The organism is Vibrio sp. 1874, assembly GCF_033344395.1.
GTDB classification, from domain to species: domain Bacteria; phylum Pseudomonadota; class Gammaproteobacteria; order Enterobacterales; family Vibrionaceae; genus Vibrio; species Vibrio alginolyticus.
On the sequence record NZ_JAWPOR010000012.1, the window covers coordinates 96328 to 115698 of the forward strand.

15 protein-coding genes are annotated in these 19371 nt (G+C 44.6%); 9 read left to right on the forward strand and 6 right to left on the reverse strand.

Features of this window, described 5'->3' with window-relative positions:
- Positions 1-25: 25 nt before the first annotated feature.
- Entirely contained in the window at positions 26-1111 is a 1086-nt protein-coding gene (locus R8N46_RS18670; protein ID WP_031779035.1) for an AI-2E family transporter, read from the reverse strand.
- Between the two features lie 345 nt (positions 1112-1456).
- Positions 1457-2752, reverse strand: a complete 1296-nt coding sequence (hemL, locus tag R8N46_RS18675) for a glutamate-1-semialdehyde 2,1-aminomutase (protein WP_005380032.1) — start codon at positions 2750-2752, stop codon at positions 1457-1459.
- A gap of 246 nt (positions 2753-2998) precedes the next feature.
- Between hemL and erpA the strand changes: the two genes are divergently transcribed.
- The 3 genes from erpA to vmeK all read left to right on the forward strand — a co-directional run bounded on the left by erpA (position 2999) and on the right by vmeK (position 7675).
- Entirely contained in the window at positions 2999-3340 is a 342-nt protein-coding gene (erpA, locus tag R8N46_RS18680; protein WP_005380031.1) for an iron-sulfur cluster insertion protein ErpA, read from the forward strand.
- Positions 3341-3445: 105 nt separating this feature from the next.
- The gene (locus R8N46_RS18685; RefSeq protein WP_005380030.1) at positions 3446-4561 is read left to right on the forward strand and encodes an efflux RND transporter periplasmic adaptor subunit; all 1116 of its coding nucleotides are present in this window, start codon (positions 3446-3448) and stop codon (positions 4559-4561) included.
- A gap of 9 nt (positions 4562-4570) precedes the next feature.
- Positions 4571-7675 (forward strand): multidrug efflux RND transporter permease subunit VmeK, encoded by a 3105-nt coding sequence (vmeK, locus tag R8N46_RS18690; protein WP_017820415.1) that lies wholly within the window; start codon positions 4571-4573, stop codon positions 7673-7675.
- Between the two features lie 65 nt (positions 7676-7740).
- Here vmeK and R8N46_RS18695 read toward each other — a convergent pair whose 3' ends face one another.
- Positions 7741-9033: a peptidoglycan DD-metalloendopeptidase family protein gene (locus R8N46_RS18695; RefSeq protein WP_033905576.1), complete on the reverse strand. Its 1293-nt coding sequence runs from the start codon at positions 9031-9033 to the stop codon at positions 7741-7743.
- 130 nt (positions 9034-9163) lie between these two features.
- On the opposite strand from R8N46_RS18695, the gene tyrS reads away from it, so the two are divergent.
- Positions 9164-10351, forward strand: coding sequence for a tyrosine--tRNA ligase (tyrS, locus tag R8N46_RS18700; RefSeq protein ID WP_017820416.1), 1188 nt, complete (start codon positions 9164-9166; stop codon positions 10349-10351).
- 418 nt (positions 10352-10769) lie between these two features.
- Complete coding sequence (locus R8N46_RS18705; protein ID WP_005380062.1) at positions 10770-11615, forward strand: magnesium transporter; 846 nt, start codon at positions 10770-10772, stop codon at positions 11613-11615.
- Here the strand turns inward: R8N46_RS18705 and dacB are convergent.
- Both dacB and R8N46_RS18715 read right to left on the reverse strand, forming a co-directional pair.
- On the reverse strand, positions 11594-13015 hold the full coding sequence (dacB, locus tag R8N46_RS18710; RefSeq protein WP_017820417.1) for a serine-type D-Ala-D-Ala carboxypeptidase: 1422 nt from the start codon (positions 13013-13015) through the stop codon (positions 11594-11596). The two genes, R8N46_RS18705 and dacB, sit on opposite strands and share 22 nt — an antisense overlap.
- A gap of 186 nt (positions 13016-13201) precedes the next feature.
- Positions 13202-14224, reverse strand: coding sequence for a porin (locus R8N46_RS18715; RefSeq protein WP_005380064.1), 1023 nt, complete (start codon positions 14222-14224; stop codon positions 13202-13204).
- Between the two features lie 545 nt (positions 14225-14769).
- Between R8N46_RS18715 and greA the strand changes: the two genes are divergently transcribed.
- On the forward strand, positions 14770-15243 hold the full coding sequence (gene greA, locus R8N46_RS18720) for a transcription elongation factor GreA (RefSeq protein WP_005380065.1): 474 nt from the start codon (positions 14770-14772) through the stop codon (positions 15241-15243).
- Positions 15244-15327: 84 nt separating this feature from the next.
- Here greA and yhbY read toward each other — a convergent pair whose 3' ends face one another.
- Entirely contained in the window at positions 15328-15624 is a 297-nt protein-coding gene (gene yhbY, locus R8N46_RS18725) for a ribosome assembly RNA-binding protein YhbY (protein ID WP_005380066.1), read from the reverse strand.
- Positions 15625-15762: 138 nt separating this feature from the next.
- Here yhbY and rlmE point away from each other — a divergent pair, with 138 nt between their 5' ends.
- The 3 genes from rlmE to folP all read left to right on the forward strand — a co-directional run bounded on the left by rlmE (position 15763) and on the right by folP (position 19357).
- On the forward strand, positions 15763-16392 hold the full coding sequence (rlmE, locus tag R8N46_RS18730; protein WP_005388985.1) for a 23S rRNA (uridine(2552)-2'-O)-methyltransferase RlmE: 630 nt from the start codon (positions 15763-15765) through the stop codon (positions 16390-16392).
- Between the two features lie 108 nt (positions 16393-16500).
- Positions 16501-18474: an ATP-dependent zinc metalloprotease FtsH gene (ftsH, locus tag R8N46_RS18735; protein ID WP_017635895.1), complete on the forward strand. Its 1974-nt coding sequence runs from the start codon at positions 16501-16503 to the stop codon at positions 18472-18474.
- A 52-nt stretch (positions 18475-18526) separates the two neighbouring features.
- A complete protein-coding gene (folP, locus tag R8N46_RS18740; RefSeq protein WP_017820419.1) occupies positions 18527-19357 on the forward strand; it encodes a dihydropteroate synthase in 831 nt (276 codons plus the stop codon).
- Positions 19358-19371 lie beyond the last annotated feature (14 nt).

The window sequence follows — 19371 nt, forward strand, 5'->3', positions numbered from 1 at the left end:
CAAGCTTGAAGTGATTAAGCGGTGACTAGCTGTTGTCTTGTTGGTTAAGGAAGTCTTTGAATTCTTCCTCGTAGATATTAAACAGTACCATGGTCACGGCAAAAATAAGTGGGCCGTAGATAAGACCAATCAAACCAAACAGATGCAGACCACCCAGTAATGAGAAGAAAATCATAAGGGTATTCATGCCGGCGCTGCCTTGCATTAGCAACGGACGTAATAGGTTATCTATAGAGCCAACGATAACTACACTCCACACCGTCAAGAAGATAGCCCAAGTCATATCGCCTGTTAAGAACAAGTACGCTGCTGCAGGAATCCAGATTAGTGCGGTTCCTACCACTGGAATGAATGATGCAAAGCCCATCATCGTTCCCCAAAATAGCCCAGGGAAGCCAGCTAGCCACATACCGATGCCGCCAGCCAAACCTTGAGCAATCGCTGTCATGAATGAGCCCATCACGGCTGATTTAGAAACTTGCTCTATCTCTGTCAATATGCGGTCTTCTTGGCTACGTGAGAGTGGCAGGATATGACGAATCGCAGAGATAATTTTGTCGTGGTCACGAAGCAGAAAAAACAGCACAAACAGCATCAGGAAGAAGTTCATTAGGAAGTTGGTTGCGTCTCCTAAAATCTTTGCGCTGATAGCGACTAAGTTAGAGCCAAACGATGTGGCAAATTGACCAATTTTCTCAGCAATGGCTTTGGGCTCGATTTTATCAAAAGGTAAGTACTCATTAACAATCGCTAAGCCTTTGATAACGAAAGGATGTTGGAATATATCTTGGATACCACCATTGGTAACCCAATTATATGTATTTTGTGAGAAAACAGAGCCTTGCTGAACAATGGCGGCAAACACAAATAAAAGCGGGATAACAATAATAAACGTCAAGACGACACATGACAGCAGTGCTGCCATATTTGGGTGCTTGGGAATTTTCTGCTCAAACCATTCGTGTATCGGAAACATGAGCAAAGAAATGATAAAAGCCATCACAATGGAATTGATATATGGCTCAACCAATAAGTAGCAAGCAAAAGCAGCGGCGAGTAAAGCAACCATTAGTACTCGGTGACTCGACGTTATTTTTACATTATTTGGCATGGTATTAGTCCAACTTACAGGTGACGTTTACGGTTTATGCCTTCAATGATGGCGTGTAACCTTTATTACTTTGCACTCTTAACTCTTTCAAGCTTATGACAATGCCGAATTAGAGCAGGGCGATGTACCTTGCTATAATGACTACAAATCAGTCGGTTATCAATCAAGAGATGAGCTATGGGTTGTTGCAACGGTGATAAAAAGTGTCAAACTGAGAAAAAAGCTAAGCGAATACCGTGGTTTGGCATTGTCGTTGGGGTATTAGCGATATTGGTTATTTTGAATTGGCAATAAAAAAGGACCGTTTCGGTCCTTTTCTAAATGCGTTATCGCCGTTTTTAGCGATTATTTCGCTTCTTCTGCAAGAACAGCAAAACAGCGGTCAGCCGCTTCTAATGTGGCATCAATCTCTTTTGAACCATGAGCGAGTGAAGTAAAGCTCGCTTCAAACGCAGATGGCGCAAGGTAGACACCGTGTTTTAGCATTAAGTGGAAGAAACGCTTGAAGCGTTCTACATCGCACTTCGTTACGTCTTCGTAGCAAGTTACTTTTTCCTGGTCAGTGAAGAAGAAGCCGAACATACCGCCCACTTGGTTAACAACTAGCGGAATACCGTGTTTTTCTGCTAGAGACTTAAAGCCTTCAGCAAGTTGTTTCGTTTTAGAAGCTAGGCGCTTTTCGTTGCCTTCTTCTTTTAGAAGGTTCAAACATGCGTAGCCTGCTGCCATTGCGACAGGGTTACCGGAAAGGGTACCAGCTTGGTAAACTGGGCCTGTAGGTGCAACGTATTGCATCACTTCTTTACGGCCACCGAAAGCACCTACTGGCATACCGCCACCAATCACTTTACCCAGTGTCGTTAGGTCGGGTTTGATGTTGTAGTGTGCTTGCGCGCCGCCTAGAGCAACACGGAAGCCTGTCATTACTTCATCAAAAATTAGTAGCGCGCCTTCTTGATCACAGATTTCACGTAGCCCTTCGTGGAAGCCTTCCACTGGTGGAATACAGTTCATGTTGCCTGCTACTGGCTCAACGATGATACAAGCAATTTCGCCTTTGTTAGCAGCAAATAGCTCGCGTACAGAATCTAGGTCGTTGAATGTTGCTGTTAGCGTGTGCTTAGCAAAATCTGCAGGAACGCCAGGAGAGCTTGGTTGGCCTAGAGTTAGTGCTCCAGAACCTGCTTTTACTAGCAAGCTGTCAGCGTGGCCGTGGTAACAACCTTCAAATTTCATGATCTTGTCGCGACCGGTGAAGCCACGTGCAAGGCGAATCGCGCTCATAGTAGCTTCAGTACCAGAACTTACCATGCGGATTTGCTCCATTGATGGAACAAGCTCAGAAACTAATTCTGCCATCGCGATTTCAAGTTCTGTTGGCGCACCGAAGCTAAGACCGCGTTGCGCTGCATCAATTACTGCCTCGCGGATAACCGCGTGGTTGTGGCCAAGAATCATTGGACCCCAAGAGCCAACGTAATCAATATACGCTTTACCATCGGCATCAAAAATCAGTGGACCGTCTGCTCGTTCGATAAATAGCGGAGAGCCGCCAACGCCGTTGAATGCACGAACTGGTGAATTGACACCGCCAGGGATGGTTTGCTGAGCTTTTTGATACAGCTCTGATGATTTGGTCATGGGGTTATCCTCTTTTGATTGCTCGGACCAAGTGGAGCGCATTGTACCTAGCTATAATCAAGTTAGAAACGTTTTGCTTAATTTATGTGTTGTTTCGCAGTGTAATCTTATATATCCGCATCTGTTATAAAGAATCGGCGGCGAATACTTGAACGAGTTTGTCAGGTATTGGATAATCGTCTCAATTAGCACAAATTTGACGTCTTGCTTCAGGCTTGACGCATTACACGAGTGAGAGAGGTCTTCGTGAGCGAAGTAAACGTACCATTATCTTTTTCTGACGCAGCAGCATCTCGCGTTAAAGCATTGATTGCTGAAGAAGAAAACCCAGCATTGAAACTGCGCGTATACATTACTGGCGGCGGCTGCAGCGGCTTCCAATACGGCTTTACTTTTGATGAAAATGTAAACGAAGGCGATACGACAATCGTAAACAGTGGTGTAACACTGGTTGTAGACCCTATGAGTCTGCAATATCTCGTTGGCGGTATTGTTGACTACACAGAAGGGTTGGAAGGAGCGCGCTTCTTCGTAAATAATCCAAATGCAACGACAACATGTGGTTGTGGTGCATCGTTCAGTGTGTAATTAACACCTAACAGGCAGCTAATGGCTGCCTGTGCTTTATGTAGAAGGATGTCACGTAAAGCGCACGCTCGCAGATATGCAGAGAAATAATAAAAAGGACTTTATATGTCTGGACTTTCTTTTGGACGCCGAATTGTCGAGCGCCCTTGGCTAGTATCTCTTATCCTCGTCTTACTTCTTGTTGCATGGCTAACCATCGGCCAACTCAAAGCACAAGATGATCATCCTAACTCTTCAACATCCACGAACACGACACCACTTGCAAAGGTGATGTTTGATACTTTTCTTGCCGAACCTACTAGTAAAACCATTGAATTGTATGGACGAACAGCGCCCAATCGTCAAGCGCGTCTTGGCGCTGAAGTTGCCGGTAAAATAGTCAGTCTTAACATAAAGAAAGGCCAAGCGGTCAAACAGGGACAAGTGATCGCAAACATCGATAAGCGCGACCTTGGCATTCAACTTAAACGAGCCCAGGCGATGCTGTTGGTTAAAGAAAAAGAGTTTAATGCAGCTAAATCGCTAAAAAGTCGAGGACTGCAAGGTGAGGTTGCATTTGCGACAGCGCAAGCAGCGTTGGTAGATGCACGTGCGAATTTGAGTAACGTGCAAACGGCTTTAAGAAATACTGAAGTTAAAGCGCCATTTGATGGCATCGTAGATCACCACTTTGTTGAGTTAGGTGATTTTGTCGGGATTGGCGACCCTATTGCGACGGTCATTGATTTGGATACTTTAGTGATTGAAGCCGATGTCAGTGAACGGCATATACAATACCTTAAGGAAGGCCTAGAAGCCGACGTAAGAACCATTAACCAACAGCATCATCAAGGTCGTGTGCGCTACATTGGACGTGTTTCTTCTGCTTCTACTAATACATTTCCAATTGAAATCGAAATTGATAATCAAGACGCAAGAATTCCTGCCGGTATGAGCGCAGAAGTACAGCTGCCGTTGAGTGAAGTGTTGGCAGTAAAGATTACGGCTGCCATGTTAGCACTAGATGAAGAAGGTAACTTAGGTGTCAAGACACTGCGTAATGAGCATGTTGAGTTTGTTCCAATTCAACTCGTTAAGGCCGAGGATGATGGTGTGTGGCTCTCTGGGTTAGGAGAGCGTGTAGACATTATCGTGCTGGGACAAGGTTTTGTGCGAGATGGTGATCAAGTACTGGCCAATAAAGTTGATGACGTAGTTATTGAAGCGGCTAATGAGCAGTAAGGAGCACCTATGTACACTCTGATTGATGCTGCGTTATCTCGTGCTCGCACTATGCTGACATTGTTGGTGATGATATTAATTGCAGGTGTCATTACTTACGTCACAATCCCCAAGGAATCGAGCCCTGATATTACCATTCCTATTATCTACGTTTCTGTTGGGCATCAAGGCATTTCTCCTGTCGATGCCGAGCGTTTATTGGTTCGTCCAATAGAGCAAGAGCTGCGTTCAATTGAAGGCGTAAAAGAGATGACCTCTGTGGCATCAGAAGGTCATGCTTCGGTGACGCTGGAATTTAGTGTCGGAGTGGATCTTGATAAAGCGATGGCAGATGTGCGTGATGCAGTTGATCTTGCGAAGCCAAAGTTACCAGAGGACAGTGATGAGCCGACGGTAAACGAAGTCACGTTTGCATCTGAAGAGCCTGTTTTGACCGTTGTGCTCTATGGCACCGTACCAGAGCGAACCATTGTTCAGATTGCCAGAACGTTACGTGATCGTTTGGAAAGTTTCCGTCAGGTTCTTGAGGTTGAAATCGCAGGAGATCGCGAAGACATCGTGGAGATAGTTGTCGATCCGCTATTGATGGAAAGCTACGGTCTCGATCAAGCGGACATCTATAATTTAATTGCCTTGAATAACCGAGTTGTGGCTGCGGGGTTTGTCGATACTGGGTATGGACGCTTTTCGGTAAAAGTCCCATCGGTTTTTGATTCACTGAAAGATGTGCTTGAACTACCGATCAAGGTGAATGGCAAAGAGGTGATCACTTTTGGCGATGTGGCGACAGTACGACGTGCATTTCGCGATCCTGAAAGTTTTGCTCGTTTAGATGGCGAATCTGCCATCGTTTTGGACGTAAAAAAACGGGCAGGGGAAAACATCATTGAAACGGTTGAGCTGGTAAAAGAAGTACTGGCTCTGGGACAGAAGCGCGCCGAGTGGCCCGACAATTTGCAAGTTAAATATACTTGGGATCAATCCGACGATGTCAAATTGATGCTCAGTGATCTACAAAACAATATCTTATCCGCAATTATCCTCGTAGTTATCGTCATTATTGCCATATTGGGGGTTAGGACCGCGCTTCTCGTGGGGATTTCTATTCCAGGATCGTTCTTGACTGGGTTGTTGGTGTTATCGGTATTTGGGCTGACGGTCAATATCGTCGTACTGTTTGCTTTAATTATGGCGGTAGGCATGTTGGTGGATGGTGCCATTGTGGTGACAGAGTTTGCAGATCGGCGCATGCAAGAAGGAACGCCACGTAAAGAAGCCTATCGAGATGCAGCAAAGCGAATGGCCTGGCCTATTACCGCATCCACAGCAACCACATTGGCTGCGTTTGCTCCGTTACTTTTCTGGCCAGACATCACTGGTGAGTTCATGAAGTACTTACCACTTACTTTAATTGCTACCTTGGCCGCTTCGCTGATGATGGCTTTATTGTTCGTTCCTGTCATCGGTGGGATCATTGGCAAGCCTCAAGTAGTCAATCAGAAAGCTCAGCGAGAAATGGTGGAGCTGCATAACGGCAACTTTGAAAAAGCGACAGGCATTACCAAGCTTTATTACCAGACTCTGTCGGTAGCGATTCGTCATCCATGGAAAGTCTTACTCAGCGCGATACTGCTAGCGGCAGGTGTCGGCTTCACTTACAACAAAGCTGGCTTGGGTGCAGAGTTTTTCCCTGAGGTGGACCCTGCCTTTTTTACCGTTAAAGTTCGTTCTTATGGTGACCTGTCTATTCACGAAAAAGATGTTGTTATGCGCGAAATCGAGAAGGTGATGCTCGGTCATGACGAGTTTGAAAGTGTCTACACGCGCACAGGATCGAGCGATAATGGGGACGAGATTGGCCAGATTCAAATAACGCCTGTGGATTGGCAGTATCGACGCAAAGTGAAAACCATTATTGAGGAACTAAAAGAGACGACAGACCGCTTTTATGGTGTTGAACTTGAGTATAAATTCCCGGACGCAGGACCGCCTGTCGAGCATGATCTCGTGATTGAAGTGTCATCACGAAATTTGAGTGTTAGTGCGTTAGATGAAGCAGCCAAAAAAGTACGACATTGGGCTGATGGTAATCCTGCACTGACCAACTTGAGTGATACCACTAATAAGGAAGGGATTGATTGGCAAATTGATATCCAGCGAGATGACGCCTCTCGCTTTGCAGCGGATGCTACTTTAGTCGGGAATACCGTCCAGTTTGTTACGAACGGCTTGAAAATAGGCGATTATTTGCCCGATGATGCGGATGAAGAAGTCGATATTTTGGTGCGCTATCCGCAAGATAAGCGCGACATAGGTCGATTTGATCAACTGAGAGTGAAAACGGCAGCTGGTCTGGTTCCGATTACGAATTTTGCTCAAATCAAACCAGATCATAAGCAAGACACTATTCGTCGGGTCGACGGTCATCGAGTTATCAATATTAAAGCGGATATGGTGGAAGGTTACAATTTGGCGCTTGAGTTACCTAAGATTGCCGCTGGAATGGAACAGCTCGACTTACCAGAAGGCATTGAATATAAGATTCGGGGTCAAAATGAAGAGCAGGAAAACTCATCAGCATTCTTGCAAAATGCTTTTATTGTCGCGCTTGGTGTGATGGCTTTGATTTTAATTACGCAGTTTAATAGCTTTTATCAAGCTTTCTTAATCCTTAGTGCAGTGCTGTTTTCTACCGTTGGTGTCTTCGCTGGGTTACTTATTTTCCAAAAGCCATTTGGCATCATTATGTCGGGAATTGGAGTGATTGCGTTGGCTGGTATCGTGGTAAACAACAATATTGTTTTAATCGATACTTATAATCAGATGCGTAAACGTGGCTTAGAAAAATCTGAGGCTATTTTGCGTACGGGTGTGCAGCGTTTAAGACCCGTTTTACTCACGACGGTGACCACCATATTAGGCTTATTGCCAATGGTGTTAGAAATGAACATCGACTTAGTTAATCAGAAAGTGGAGTTTGGCGCACCAAGCACTCAATGGTGGTCTCAGCTTGCGACCGCTGTCGCGGGTGGTTTGGCATTTGCGACTTTGCTAACGTTAGTTCTGACACCGTGTTTGCTTATGCTCGGGAGAGAGCATCACTCTGAACAGTAAGCTTTATCGTGATGATATCGACAAAACAAAAAGGGCAGCGAAGCTGCCCTTTTCAATACCTTGCCTTACTTCATTGCTAACAGTTTGCTGTAGCGTTCAAGCTTGTCCATGCTAACTTTCGCGTTTGCCATGAAAGTTTGTCTCGCTTTGCCTGTCAGGGATTTAGATTGTGGCAAATTCACCGTGCGTGGGTTTTTATGGACACCATTCACAAGGAACTCATAGTGCAAGTGGGGGCCTGTTACACGGCCAGTTCCGCCAAGCGTACCAATGGTTTGGCCTTGCTTAACGCGTTGACCAGCTCGTACAGTACGTTTGGTTAAGTGCAGGTACTTGGTAATGTAAGTATTACTATGTTTAATGAAAACGTAGTTACCATTAAATTTGTTGTAAGACGATTTTTGAACGACACCATCACCAGCCGCCCAAATCGGGGTGCCCACTGGTGCTGCATAGTCCGTGCCTCTATGAGGACGAACGCGTCCCGTCACTGGATGTAAGCGGCGTGGGTTGAAGTTAGACGAAACTCGACGGAAATCCAACGGCGCGCGTAAGAATGCTTTTTTCATTGCACGCCCATTTTCGTCGTAATACTTGCCACTTTTCTGATCCAATATTGCGGTAAAGGTATCGCCTTGGTTTTTAAAGATCGCAGCAATGATTTTTCCACGGCCGATTACTTCTCCTTCTACCACTTCCTCTTGGTAAAGTACTCGGAAGCTATCGTTTTTACGAATATCTAAAGCAAAGTCGATGTCCCAACCAAATATGCCAGCCAGTTCCATGATTTGGTTACCATTTAATCCAGAAGATATTCCTGCATTCCAAAAGTTTGATTTGATGGTGGCTTCTGCGTAGTTGTACTGGAAGTCGACTTCTTTCTTATCAACTTCAGAAACGTACTTGCCGTCTTTTAATGTGATACGAAAAGTCTCGAACGCGCTTAGTGTCCTTCTTAGCTGCACCAAGTCGTTATTTTCGTCAAAGCCAAATTGCAATCGGTCACCAGGTCGAAGCCGAGTTAACTGTTTTTCTACTTCTTTGTCTGATGACACCAGTTCATGTAATAGACGAGCAGAAAGCCCTACGCGACTAAATAAGATGGCAGCACTCTCGCCATTTTTTACCTTGTATGTCTCCCAGCGCAGCACGGCGGGAACCGCAGGCGATGAACTATTTAGTGCACTGAGTTCGAGGGAAACTGGCACAGGATAATGTTGACCAACTTTTAATCGGCTCTGCTGCGGGTCTAGGTCTTGCGGATCAGGTAAAAAGAAGAGCGCGAAGATAATCAACGCACTAAAAAAACCGATCAATACTTTGTGCAAGAGTGGAAGTCGGACAAAAATCGAATGCATGAGGTACTTGATTGCTAAATTAAACGGAAAAAGTGACAACTACCTAGTCTAACGTGTTTCAAAATGCATCGCTATTCAAGTAATATGTTCAGCTATTATATTTTTGCCAAATCTGTGGGAGTGAACAAGAATGGCGAGCATTGAAGCTGCACTAGCCGAGATTAAGCGCGGTGTTGAAGAGCTGATTCCAGAAGAAGAGTTAATCGCAAAACTAAAAGAAGACCGTCCTCTACGTATTAAATTGGGCGCTGATCCAACAGCACCTGACATTCACCTAGGCCATACGGTTATTTTCAATAAGCTTCGCTTGTTCCAAGAACTAGGTCATGAAGTGACGTTCCTAATCGGTGACTTCACTGCAATGGTTGGTGACCCAACAGGTAAAAACACAACTCGTCCACCGCTAAGTCGCGAAGACGTATTGCGTAACGCTGAAACGTACAAAGAGCAAGTGTTCAAAATTCTCGATCCTGCAAAGACTAAAATTCAGTTTAACTCTGAGTGGCTGTCTGAACTGGGCGCAGAAGGTATGATTCGCCTTGCAGCAAACCAAACCGTTGCTCGTATGCTAGAGCGTGACGACTTTAAAAAGCGTTACGCGGGTGGTCAGCCAATTGCTATTCATGAGTTCATGTACCCACTTCTACAAGGCTGGGACTCAGTAGCAATGGAAACGGATGTTGAATTAGGTGGTACAGACCAGAAGTTCAACCTTCTAATGGGTCGTGAACTGCAAAAGTCTCACGGTCAAAAACCTCAGGTTGTACTGATGATGCCGCTTCTAGTGGGCCTTGATGGCGAGAAGAAGATGTCTAAGTCAGCAAACAACTACATCGGTATCAGCGAAGCGCCAAGCGAAATGTTTGGTAAAATCATGTCTATTTCTGATGACCTAATGTGGAGCTACTACGAGCTGCTCTCTTTCCGTCCTCTGGAAGAGATTGCTCAATTCAAAGCTGATGTAGAAGCGGGCAAAAACCCTCGTGACATCAAAGTATTGCTAGCAAAAGAAATTATTGCTCGTTTCCACAGTGAAGCCGATGCCGATGCAGCAGAGCAAGAATTCGTAAACCGTTTTGCGAAGAACCAAATTCCTGATGAAATGCCAGAGTTTGACTTTGACGCAGGTCGCCCAGTGAGTAATCTGTTGAAAGAAGCAGGTTTATGTCCATCATCGTCAGATGCGATGCGCATGGTTAAGCAGGGCGCTGTGAAGATTGATGGTGAAAAAATTGCGGACAGCAAATTTGCTCCAGAAGCGGGTACTTACGTGTTCCAAGTAGGTAAACGTAAATTTGCTCGTATTACTATTCAGTAATCCATAATGACTGCAAATGAAAGCGTCCGAAGGGCGCTTTTTTTGTATGAAAATTTAGCAAAAACGGCAAAGTAAAACTTCCATACCTGATGAACTTTGCTACTATACTTGCGCTGCCAATAATGGCAGCGCTATCGGAGATTTACATGAACAATACCGACCATCCTCCCAGTCGTTGGGTGAGTAAGATTAAGGGAGCGAAATAACCCGCTTCGGTATTGGCGATCTCCGCCTTACCTAAGTGGTGAGGCATCTTTTCTAATTTTTTCTCGTTATTTCCTTCATACATTCTGAATAGACAGTGCATTCGCATTGGTTTTCTCTGTGCATCTTATTTGTTGTCTGACTTTTAGCGTGCGAGAGTGGCTTTTTCATGCTTTGTCGATGGTCGTTACCAATGCCAATCGGGAGATTCGCCATGACGGTAATGAACAACACTTTTATTGAAACAACACCAAACTTTTCTGAAGTAGAAATTGGTGCAGCTCGCAATGCATTCTTGCAGTATGAGCAAGAGCAACAAGTCCATTTGCTTACGGTTATGCCGATTGATGAGGCTGTAGGTATTTTACAGCATTGCTCTGTCGGCTATGTGAATAGTCTTATTGCTCAACTTGAGCAAGCAGGTCATGACAAACGCGCACGTCATTATGCTCACCAACTGGGTCTGCATATGTCTGAAGTTGATACACCCGATGGTTATTTATCAACTAGTGTTTTAGGGCATGTAAAACAGCGTATTGGATGGATCATTGCGCTGGCTCTTTTAGGGATAGTGTCAGGCTTGATCATCGCTCAGTATGAGGACACCCTTAGTCAGCTTGTTTTACTTGCAGTGTACATGCCAGTGATTGCAGCTGCTGGTGGTAACACAGGAACACAAGCAGCAACTTTGGTGATTCGTGCTCTTGCTACTGGAGAGTTAAAAAAACGCCAATGGTTAGAAGTTTTGTGGAAAGAGAGCCGAGTCGCTCTATTTATTGCGCTAGCAATCGCTATCGTGATGATTGGACGCATTATGTTATTTAGTGCAGGACAATCAACAGGAGGCTTTGAACTGACCGATATCGCTCTGGCAATAGCAGTTGCGCTGTTCATTCAAGTCACCATTTCTACAACATTGGGCGGGCTGTTGCCAATTATTGCACGAGCTTGCAAGTTGGACCCTGCCGTATTGGTGAGTCCAGTTCTTGCGTCTATCGTCGATATTTCAGGAATGTGGATTTACTTTAACGTGGTGAACTATTTCTTAGGTATTGCCTGACTAAAGTTCACAATGTCATTGTAAAAAAGCTGCTCAAAATGTGTAATCGGGGCGATGACAGGAGTGTTGTCGTCCCGTTTTTCTGGGAAGTAGTCTGAAACAAACTGAACAAAAATGGTGTTAGGTTGACCATTTTTATCCAAGCCATATCCAGCCATATTGTAAGTCCCGTAGATAGAGCCACTTTTCGCTATCAGCTGTCCTTTAATTGGAAGTTTTCGCATACTTTGTCGGTACTTTAATGTGCCGGATTCACCTGATTTCGGCATGATGGCAATCAATTTGAGTTCGTTTTCATGCTTCCAAATATAGCGCAGCATTTCAGCCATCTTGGTCGCGGAGATCCGGTTATTTCGCGAAAGTCCTGAGCCGTCTTCTAGGCGCGCATTACGAATATCAATACCAGTGTTGGCGAAAATGATCTGCTTGATCGCTTCTGTCCCGTTAGTAAAACTGCCTGGCTGAACGAAAAATTTAGCGCCAAGTGTTTTGGTTAATGTGTCGGCAATCAAGTTGTCAGAGTTTTTGAGCATATCTTCAAGAATGTCTGGTAAGGCCTTTGATTGATGCATTGCGATGAGCTTTCGCTGCTTTTCTGGCGCCGTACCGACCCTAATCTTTCCTGATACCCCAATGTTGAGCTCCTTGAGCAAAGTCGCCAACCTTTGACTGGTGTAACGCTCAGGGTCTTGAACCGCAAATTTCAGTGGCAATGGTTTGTCTCTTTCAACCAAGCACCCTGTTAGCTTGTAGTTGTTATCGGGATTTGCAACTAAACCTAAGTCACAATGACGACTTTTCTTAATGGTTTTAGAAACTGTTTCTACGGTACTTGTGACACGAATAGGTTGATGCTCTGGTACGTAGACCCGCGTTCCACCATCTTTTTGTGTATAGATAGAGGCTTGTACACAGTTGTTATTGAGTGTGATGGTCGATGCCGGAGCGCTGTAGCAAACTCCCAAGATATCCCACGGCCAGCCCACCGCACGGTTATAACCAGTGAATGCGCTGTTATCGAGCCATAGGTCACCGTTAATCCGTTTTAAGCCATTTTTCTTAGCTAGAGTGAGAAGTGATTTTAAGTCGTTGGTTTGGAGTGTTGGGTCGCCGACAAAGTAAATCACTGCATCTGAGTTCGACGTTTCCAGCTTGGTTCGAAACCGGAAATTATCACCCAGTTCTAGCTTTGCGGCTAATGCGGTGACGATTTTTAATGTACTCGCTGGTGGGAACAGTTGTTCGGTAGGATGAACACCGTCAAGCTCAGCATTTTCACTGAGTTTTTCCGCAACTAAACTGATGCGGGCGCCTTCAGGCAACACCTCTTGATGAGGGTACGCTTGTGAAAAAGCAGAAAGTAATGAAGAGAATATGAGCAAGGGCCAACGTAAACGCATAATGGTACTTTCTAAGGTGAGTTATGTGATTGAGTATACGCAAGTCCTTTCAATATGCTAGGTAACTAAAGAAATGCTTCAAATGTCTTCATGAATGAGACACGAGAGAAAGGCGCGCTGCTTAAAATGAAGTATAAAAAATGCCCGCTTAAAGCGGGCATTCGATATTCTAGTCAAAGACCGGAATTAGAAGTCGTAACGTAGACCTAGAGCTAGCTCGTCTTCAGCATCGATCTTAGTTGCAACTGTTTTGCTAGTGTCAGTTGAACCAAACTTGTCACCTGCATCAATCAGGTTGAAGTTGTAAGAAATGTAACCACGGAAGTTAGGCTTGAAGTAGTAAGAAGCATCAACAGCGAAGTTGTTTGCAGAAGTTTCGTTGTTAGTTTCTGCATTGTTGTATGATGTTGTAAATACTGTTTGGCCTAGAGTGTAAGCACCCGCTAGCTCGTAACCAGTGTAATCAACTGTGTTACTGTTGTTTGAATCTTCCATTTTCTCGCCGTCAGTGAATACACCAGCGAAGTAAAGATCAGACATTGTGTAAGATGCAGCTAGCATGTACTCGTTAGCTTTGTCTTGATCTGCGTAACCAGCACCTAGCTCAAGACCAGTGTCAGCTAGAGCGTAGATTGCAGATAGAGAGTAACCGTCTTGTTTGTTGTCGTAGTACTCACCAGTGTTTTTGTTTTCCATACGATCAGCGAAGCGGTAGCTTGCTTTTACGCTTAGGTTTTCAAACTGGCCTTTGTAAGCCATCATGTTGTCTGTACGGTCTGATACAGCTAGTTTGTCTGCTGCAGAGTTACCGTGGTAAGCCATGATATCTGTGAAGTCAGTGATAACGCCTAGTGCACCTTCAGTTTTACCGTATGCGAACTCACCGTAAGCACCGCCAAGACCAGCGTAAGCAAGACGAGTTTCTAGATCGCTCTTGTCGTCGCCGTCTACAGTACCGTTTTGAGCAGTCTCAAATTCACCTTCCCAGAAACCAACACCGTATAGGTTGTCATTGATTTCTTGTTTACCAAGGAAGTTTAGACGGATGCGAGATTTGTCTTGAGCGTCGCCATCTTTCATAGATAGACGTGCTTCAGCACGGCCGCCCATTTCTAGAGAAGTACCGTCTTGGTTGTAAAGTTCAGCTGCGTTTACGCCAGTTGCCATAGCTGCTGCAGATACAGAAAGAGCAATTAGAGTCTTTTTCATCTTATTTGTCCTAGTTAGCTGTCCATAATCATTGTTGTATGGGGGAGAGGTGATCTCTCACAAGTTGTTGGTCCAAAATTGGCTAATTGAGCGATATAGTTCGCACTTGTAAGCCATTGATCTAACAACTCGCTGGACATGTTTTACTGCTAAAGTTTCCGTATGAGTTAGTAAAATGATATAAATCCCAATGATGAACACTGTTCAATTGTGCGTTGTTTTTATTTAAATTACTGTTTTTGATTGAAATTATTGGCAATGACATTGGCCTGACATTGATTAGTTTTTATCTTTTTTGAGGTTTTTGGTGTAATGAACAGTGTTGTTTTTCAATAAATTGAGAAGGTGATTCGCCCTAGAGCCGCTCTAAAAGTGAGTTATATCATTATGCCGAAAAGGCATAGTCTTGCTGTCTTTCGAATTAAGATGATTTCGTCCGGGAGTTTGTTTACACTAAACGAAATACATCTTTAAGCGCACTACCCAGTCCTATGACAGGGTGGGCTTTTTTTGTCCAAAGACCCATTTGGGCTTGAGGTTATAAAATGGAAAAAGTTCCAATGACACTACGTGGCGAGCAAAAGCTACGTGCAGAACTCGATCGTCTACTTAAACTACGTCCTCAGATCTCAGAGGCAATTGCTGAAGCTCGTGAGCTAGGTGATTTAAAAGAGAATGCTGAATATCACGCCGCTCGTGAAGAGCAGGGCATTTGTGAAGCACAAATCCGTGACATTGAATACAAACTGTCAGTTGCTCAAGTTATTGATGTAACGAAGATGGAGAACACGGGTAAAGTTATTTTTGGTTCAACCGTAACCTTGATTGATATCGACACCGAAGAAGAAAAAACGTACCAAATCGTTGGTGATGACGAAGCCGATATCAAAGCAGGTCGCATTTCAGTGAGCTCACCTATTGCTCGTGGCCTGATTGGTAAGATGGAAGGCGATGAAGTTGCTATTCAAACTCCGGGTGGCGCGAAAGACTTCGAAATTGACCGAGTAGAATATATCTAAGTCGTTTGGAGTTGCATTATTACTCTGATAAAACGCAAAAAGGTCGCCTCAGGCGACCTTTTTTCTTCAGCAACGTAAGTAGAGTTACTTACGAGGGATTTCGATTTTACGCTCTTCAGACTGGCGGTATAGCACAAGCACTTTACCAATAGTCTGAACTTTTTCAGCGCCCGTCTCACGTACGATAGCGTCGATGATTAGCTGTTTTGTTTCACGATCTTCCGAAGCAACTTTTACTTTGATAAGTTCGTGATGGTTAAGAGCGATTTCAATTTCTGCTAGCACGGCTTCTGTAAGTCCATTTGCGCCCATTAGCACAACAGGTTTTAAACTGTGAGCTAGGCCTTTAAGGTGCTGCTTTTGTTTGGTGCTTAGGTTCATTACGCGGCCAATTTTCTTTAAAATAAGGGTTGAAAAAAGCTATTTTAACGCCATCTATTGCTGAAGACTATAATTTATTGAGTAATAGGTAGCGCCTATTAAAACAATAGCTCCAATTTGTGCCTTGTTGGGATTAAAATGAGTAAACAAAAACATTCGGCTAGTTCTGGTCGTTGGTTGAAAGAACACTTTGATGATAAATACGCGAATGAAGCCCGAAAAAAAGGCTACCGTTCACGTGCTTATTTCAAGATCGATGAGATTCAAACGAAAGATAAATTGTTAAAGCCTGGAATGACAGTCGTCGACTTGGGGGCTGCGCCGGGCGGATGGTCTCAATATGCTGCTAAGATAGTAGGGGACAGCGGTCAGATCATCGCGTGTGACTTGCTTCCTATGGACCCGATTGCTGGCGTTAGCTTTTTACAAGGCGACTTTCGTGATGATGCGGTATTGGAAGCTTTGCTAGAAAGGATCCAACCTTCCATGGTAGACGTAGTAATGTCTGATATGGCGCCTAACATCGCGGGAAACAATTCTGTTGATCAACCTCGCGCTATGTATTTAGTTGAATTAGCTTTAGATATGTGTCGACAAGTTCTAGCGCCTAATGGTAGCTTTGTCGTAAAGGTTTTCCAAGGGGAAGGCTTCGATCAGTATGTGAAAGAAGTCCGAGACATGTTTAAAGCCGTAAAAATTAGAAAACCAGACTCATCGCGAGCTCGCTCTCGAGAGGTCTTCGTCGTAGCCACTGGTTACAAAGGTTAACCATTTTGCTCTCTTGAGAGCGTGTTAACACTATAGCTACAGTTAATGAACTGTAGTACCCTACCTTTAATTACAATTAGTTATCGAGAGGCTTACACCTTGAGTGACATGGCAAAAAATTTAATTCTGTGGCTTGTTATCGCCGTCGTATTGATGTCGGTATTCCAGAGCTTTGGCCCTGGAGAAAGCAATGGCAGAACCGTGGATTACACCACGTTTGTACAGGAAGTTGGCCAAGGCCAGATTCAAGAAGCAACTTTTAAAGACGGTGAAATTAGCTTTGTTCGTCGTGGCGGCGGTGCCAAAATGGTCACTTACATGCCAGTGTATGACCAAAAGCTTCTAGATGACCTAATTAACCAAAACGTGAAAGTACAAGGCACGCCTCCAGAAGAGCAAAGCTTGCTTGGTACTATCTTCATCTCTTGGTTCCCAATGATCTTACTGATTGGTGTATGGATTTTCTTCATGCGTCAAATGCAAGGCGGCGGTGGTAAAGGCGCCATGTCTTTTGGTAAGAGTAAAGCTCGAATGATGAGCGAAGAACAAATCAAGACAACTTTTGCTGACGTTGCTGGTTGTGACGAAGCAAAAGAAGACGTGAAAGAACTGGTGGACTACCTACGCGATCCAAGCCGCTTCCAAAAACTGGGCGGTAAGATTCCAACGGGTGTTCTAATGGTTGGTCCTCCTGGTACGGGTAAAACGCTTCTAGCGAAAGCCATTGCCGGTGAGGCGAAAGTACCATTCTTTACTATCTCTGGTTCTGATTTCGTAGAAATGTTCGTTGGTGTTGGTGCATCTCGTGTGCGTGACATGTTTGAACAAGCAAAGAAAGCTGCACCTTGTATCATCTTTATCGATGAGATCGATGCGGTAGGTCGTCAACGTGGCGCAGGTGTTGGTGGTGGTCATGATGAACGTGAACAAACACTAAACCAAATGCTCGTTGAGATGGATGGTTTCGAAGGTAACGAAGGTATTATCGTTATCGCTGCGACTAACCGTCCGGACGTGCTAGACCCTGCGCTACTGCGTCCTGGTCGTTTTGACCGTCAAGTGGTAGTTGGTCTTCCAGATGTACGTGGCCGTGAACAGATCCTAAAAGTTCACATGCGTAAGGTCCCTCTAGCGGGTGATGTAGAGCCTTCTCTCATCGCACGTGGTACTCCAGGCTTCTCTGGTGCTGACCTAGCAAACTTAGTTAACGAAGCAGCCCTGTTTGCTGCGCGCGGTAACAAGCGCAACGTTTCTATGGTTGAGTTTGAACTGGCGAAAGACAAAATCATGATGGGTGCTGAGCGCCGTTCAATGGTGATGTCTGAGGAAGTGAAAGAGTCAACCGCATACCACGAAGCGGGTCACGCGATTGTTGGTCGCTTGGTTCCTGAACACGATCCAGTGTACAAAGTGTCTATCATTCCACGTGGTCGTGCGTTGGGTGTAACAATGTACCTTCCAGAGCAGGACCGCGTGAGTATGTCTCGCCAACACCTAGAATCAATGATTTCTAGCTTGTACGGTGGTCGTTTAGCAGAAGAACTTATCTACGGTGCTGACAAAGTATCAACCGGTGCTTCTAATGATATCGAGCGCGCAACAGATATTGCTCGTAAGATGGTTACTCAATGGGGTTTCTCTGAAAAGCTTGGCCCTCTGCTGTATGCAGAAGATGAAGGCGAAGTGTTCTTAGGGCGTAGTGTAACTCAGACTAAACATGTGTCTGACGATACAGCGAAGTTGATTGATGACGAAGTTCGTCAGATCATTGACCGCAACTACGATCGTGCGAAGAAGATTCTTCAAGAGAACATGGATATCATGCATGCGATGAAAGATGCGCTGATGAAGTATGAAACCATTGATGCTCGCCAGATTGATGACTTAATGGAGCGCAAAGCTGAAATTCGTGAGCCTGCGGGCTGGAGTGATAACTCAGCAAGCAAACCAGAAGACAGCGACAAGCCTCAAGCAAAGCAAGAAGTTAAAGAAGAAGCAACGGAGACTGCGAAAGATGCAGAACAGCCTAGCTCTTCTGAAACAACTTCTAACGAAGCGCCTGAAAAGAAAGACTCTGAATAAAGAGTATTGATAATATTAAACCCCGAGTTATCTCGGGGTTTTTGTGTTTATGATGATGATTACAGCAAATAACAAATCTTTGGACCTTTCGCGTCCACATGTCATGGCCATTCTAAATGTGACACCGGATTCCTTTTCGGATGGCGGTAAATACAACTCAATTGAACTTGCTCTTGCTCAAGTTGATAAAATGATAAAGGCAGGTGTAAGTATTGTTGATGTTGGTGGTGAATCAACAAGACCTGGTGCACCGGATGTGTCTTTGGAAGAAGAGCTTAGGCGTGTTGTCCCAGTAATCAAAGCCATTCGTGAAAAATATGATGTATGGATTTCCGTTGACACCAGTAAAGCAGAAGTGATGCGTCAAGCAATTGATGCTGGGGCTGATTTGATCAATGACATCCGCTCGCTGCAAGAGCCAGGTGCTCTGGAAGTCGCAGCAGAAGCAAACCTTCCAATTTGTCTGATGCATATGAAAGGTCAGCCTAGGACCATGCAAGTTGACCCTCATTATGATGATTTAATGGGGGACGTGTCGGCTTTTCTAGAAGAACGTATCGCGGCGTGTGAAGCAGCAGGGATTGATAAATCTCAACTGATTCTCGATCCTGGGTTTGGCTTTGGCAAAACAATCGAACACAATTATCATATGCTTGCTCATCTTGAAAAGTTTCATGAATTCGGCCTGCCTATTTTGGCTGGCATGTCTCGTAAATCCATGATCTTCAAACTGTTAGACAAGCCAGCGGCTGAGTGTACGAACGCAAGTGTCGTTTGTGCTACGATTGCCGCGATGAAAGGCGCGCAGATCATTCGCGTGCATGACTTTGAAGAGACAATCGAAGCGATGAAAGTTGTTGAGATGACGAAAAACAATATTTAAAAATAATAAAGGAA

What these genes read in the sequence shown, in the direction of transcription:
- greA (WP_005380065.1), top strand. Translation starts at nt 14,770, where the DNA reads ATGGAAAAAGTTCCAATGACACTACGTGGCGAGCAAAAGCTACGTGCA.
- yhbY (WP_005380066.1), bottom strand. Translation starts at nt 15,624, where the DNA reads ATGAACCTAAGCACCAAACAAAAGCAGCACCTTAAAGGCCTAGCTCAC.
- rlmE (WP_005388985.1), top strand. Translation starts at nt 15,763, where the DNA reads ATGAGTAAACAAAAACATTCGGCTAGTTCTGGTCGTTGGTTGAAAGAA.
- R8N46_RS18670 (WP_031779035.1), bottom strand. Translation starts at nt 1,111, where the DNA reads ATGCCAAATAATGTAAAAATAACGTCGAGTCACCGAGTACTAATGGTT.
- ftsH (WP_017635895.1), top strand. Translation starts at nt 16,501, where the DNA reads ATGGCAAAAAATTTAATTCTGTGGCTTGTTATCGCCGTCGTATTGATG.
- dacB (WP_017820417.1), bottom strand. Translation starts at nt 13,015, where the DNA reads ATGCGTTTACGTTGGCCCTTGCTCATATTCTCTTCATTACTTTCTGCT.
- R8N46_RS18685 (WP_005380030.1), top strand. Translation starts at nt 3,446, where the DNA reads ATGTCTGGACTTTCTTTTGGACGCCGAATTGTCGAGCGCCCTTGGCTA.
- folP (WP_017820419.1), top strand. Translation starts at nt 18,527, where the DNA reads ATGATGATTACAGCAAATAACAAATCTTTGGACCTTTCGCGTCCACAT.
- R8N46_RS18695 (WP_033905576.1), bottom strand. Translation starts at nt 9,033, where the DNA reads ATGCATTCGATTTTTGTCCGACTTCCACTCTTGCACAAAGTATTGATC.
- vmeK (WP_017820415.1), top strand. Translation starts at nt 4,571, where the DNA reads ATGTACACTCTGATTGATGCTGCGTTATCTCGTGCTCGCACTATGCTG.
- R8N46_RS18705 (WP_005380062.1), top strand. Translation starts at nt 10,770, where the DNA reads ATGACGGTAATGAACAACACTTTTATTGAAACAACACCAAACTTTTCT.
- tyrS (WP_017820416.1), top strand. Translation starts at nt 9,164, where the DNA reads ATGGCGAGCATTGAAGCTGCACTAGCCGAGATTAAGCGCGGTGTTGAA.
- hemL (WP_005380032.1), bottom strand. Translation starts at nt 2,752, where the DNA reads ATGACCAAATCATCAGAGCTGTATCAAAAAGCTCAGCAAACCATCCCT.
- R8N46_RS18715 (WP_005380064.1), bottom strand. Translation starts at nt 14,224, where the DNA reads ATGAAAAAGACTCTAATTGCTCTTTCTGTATCTGCAGCAGCTATGGCA.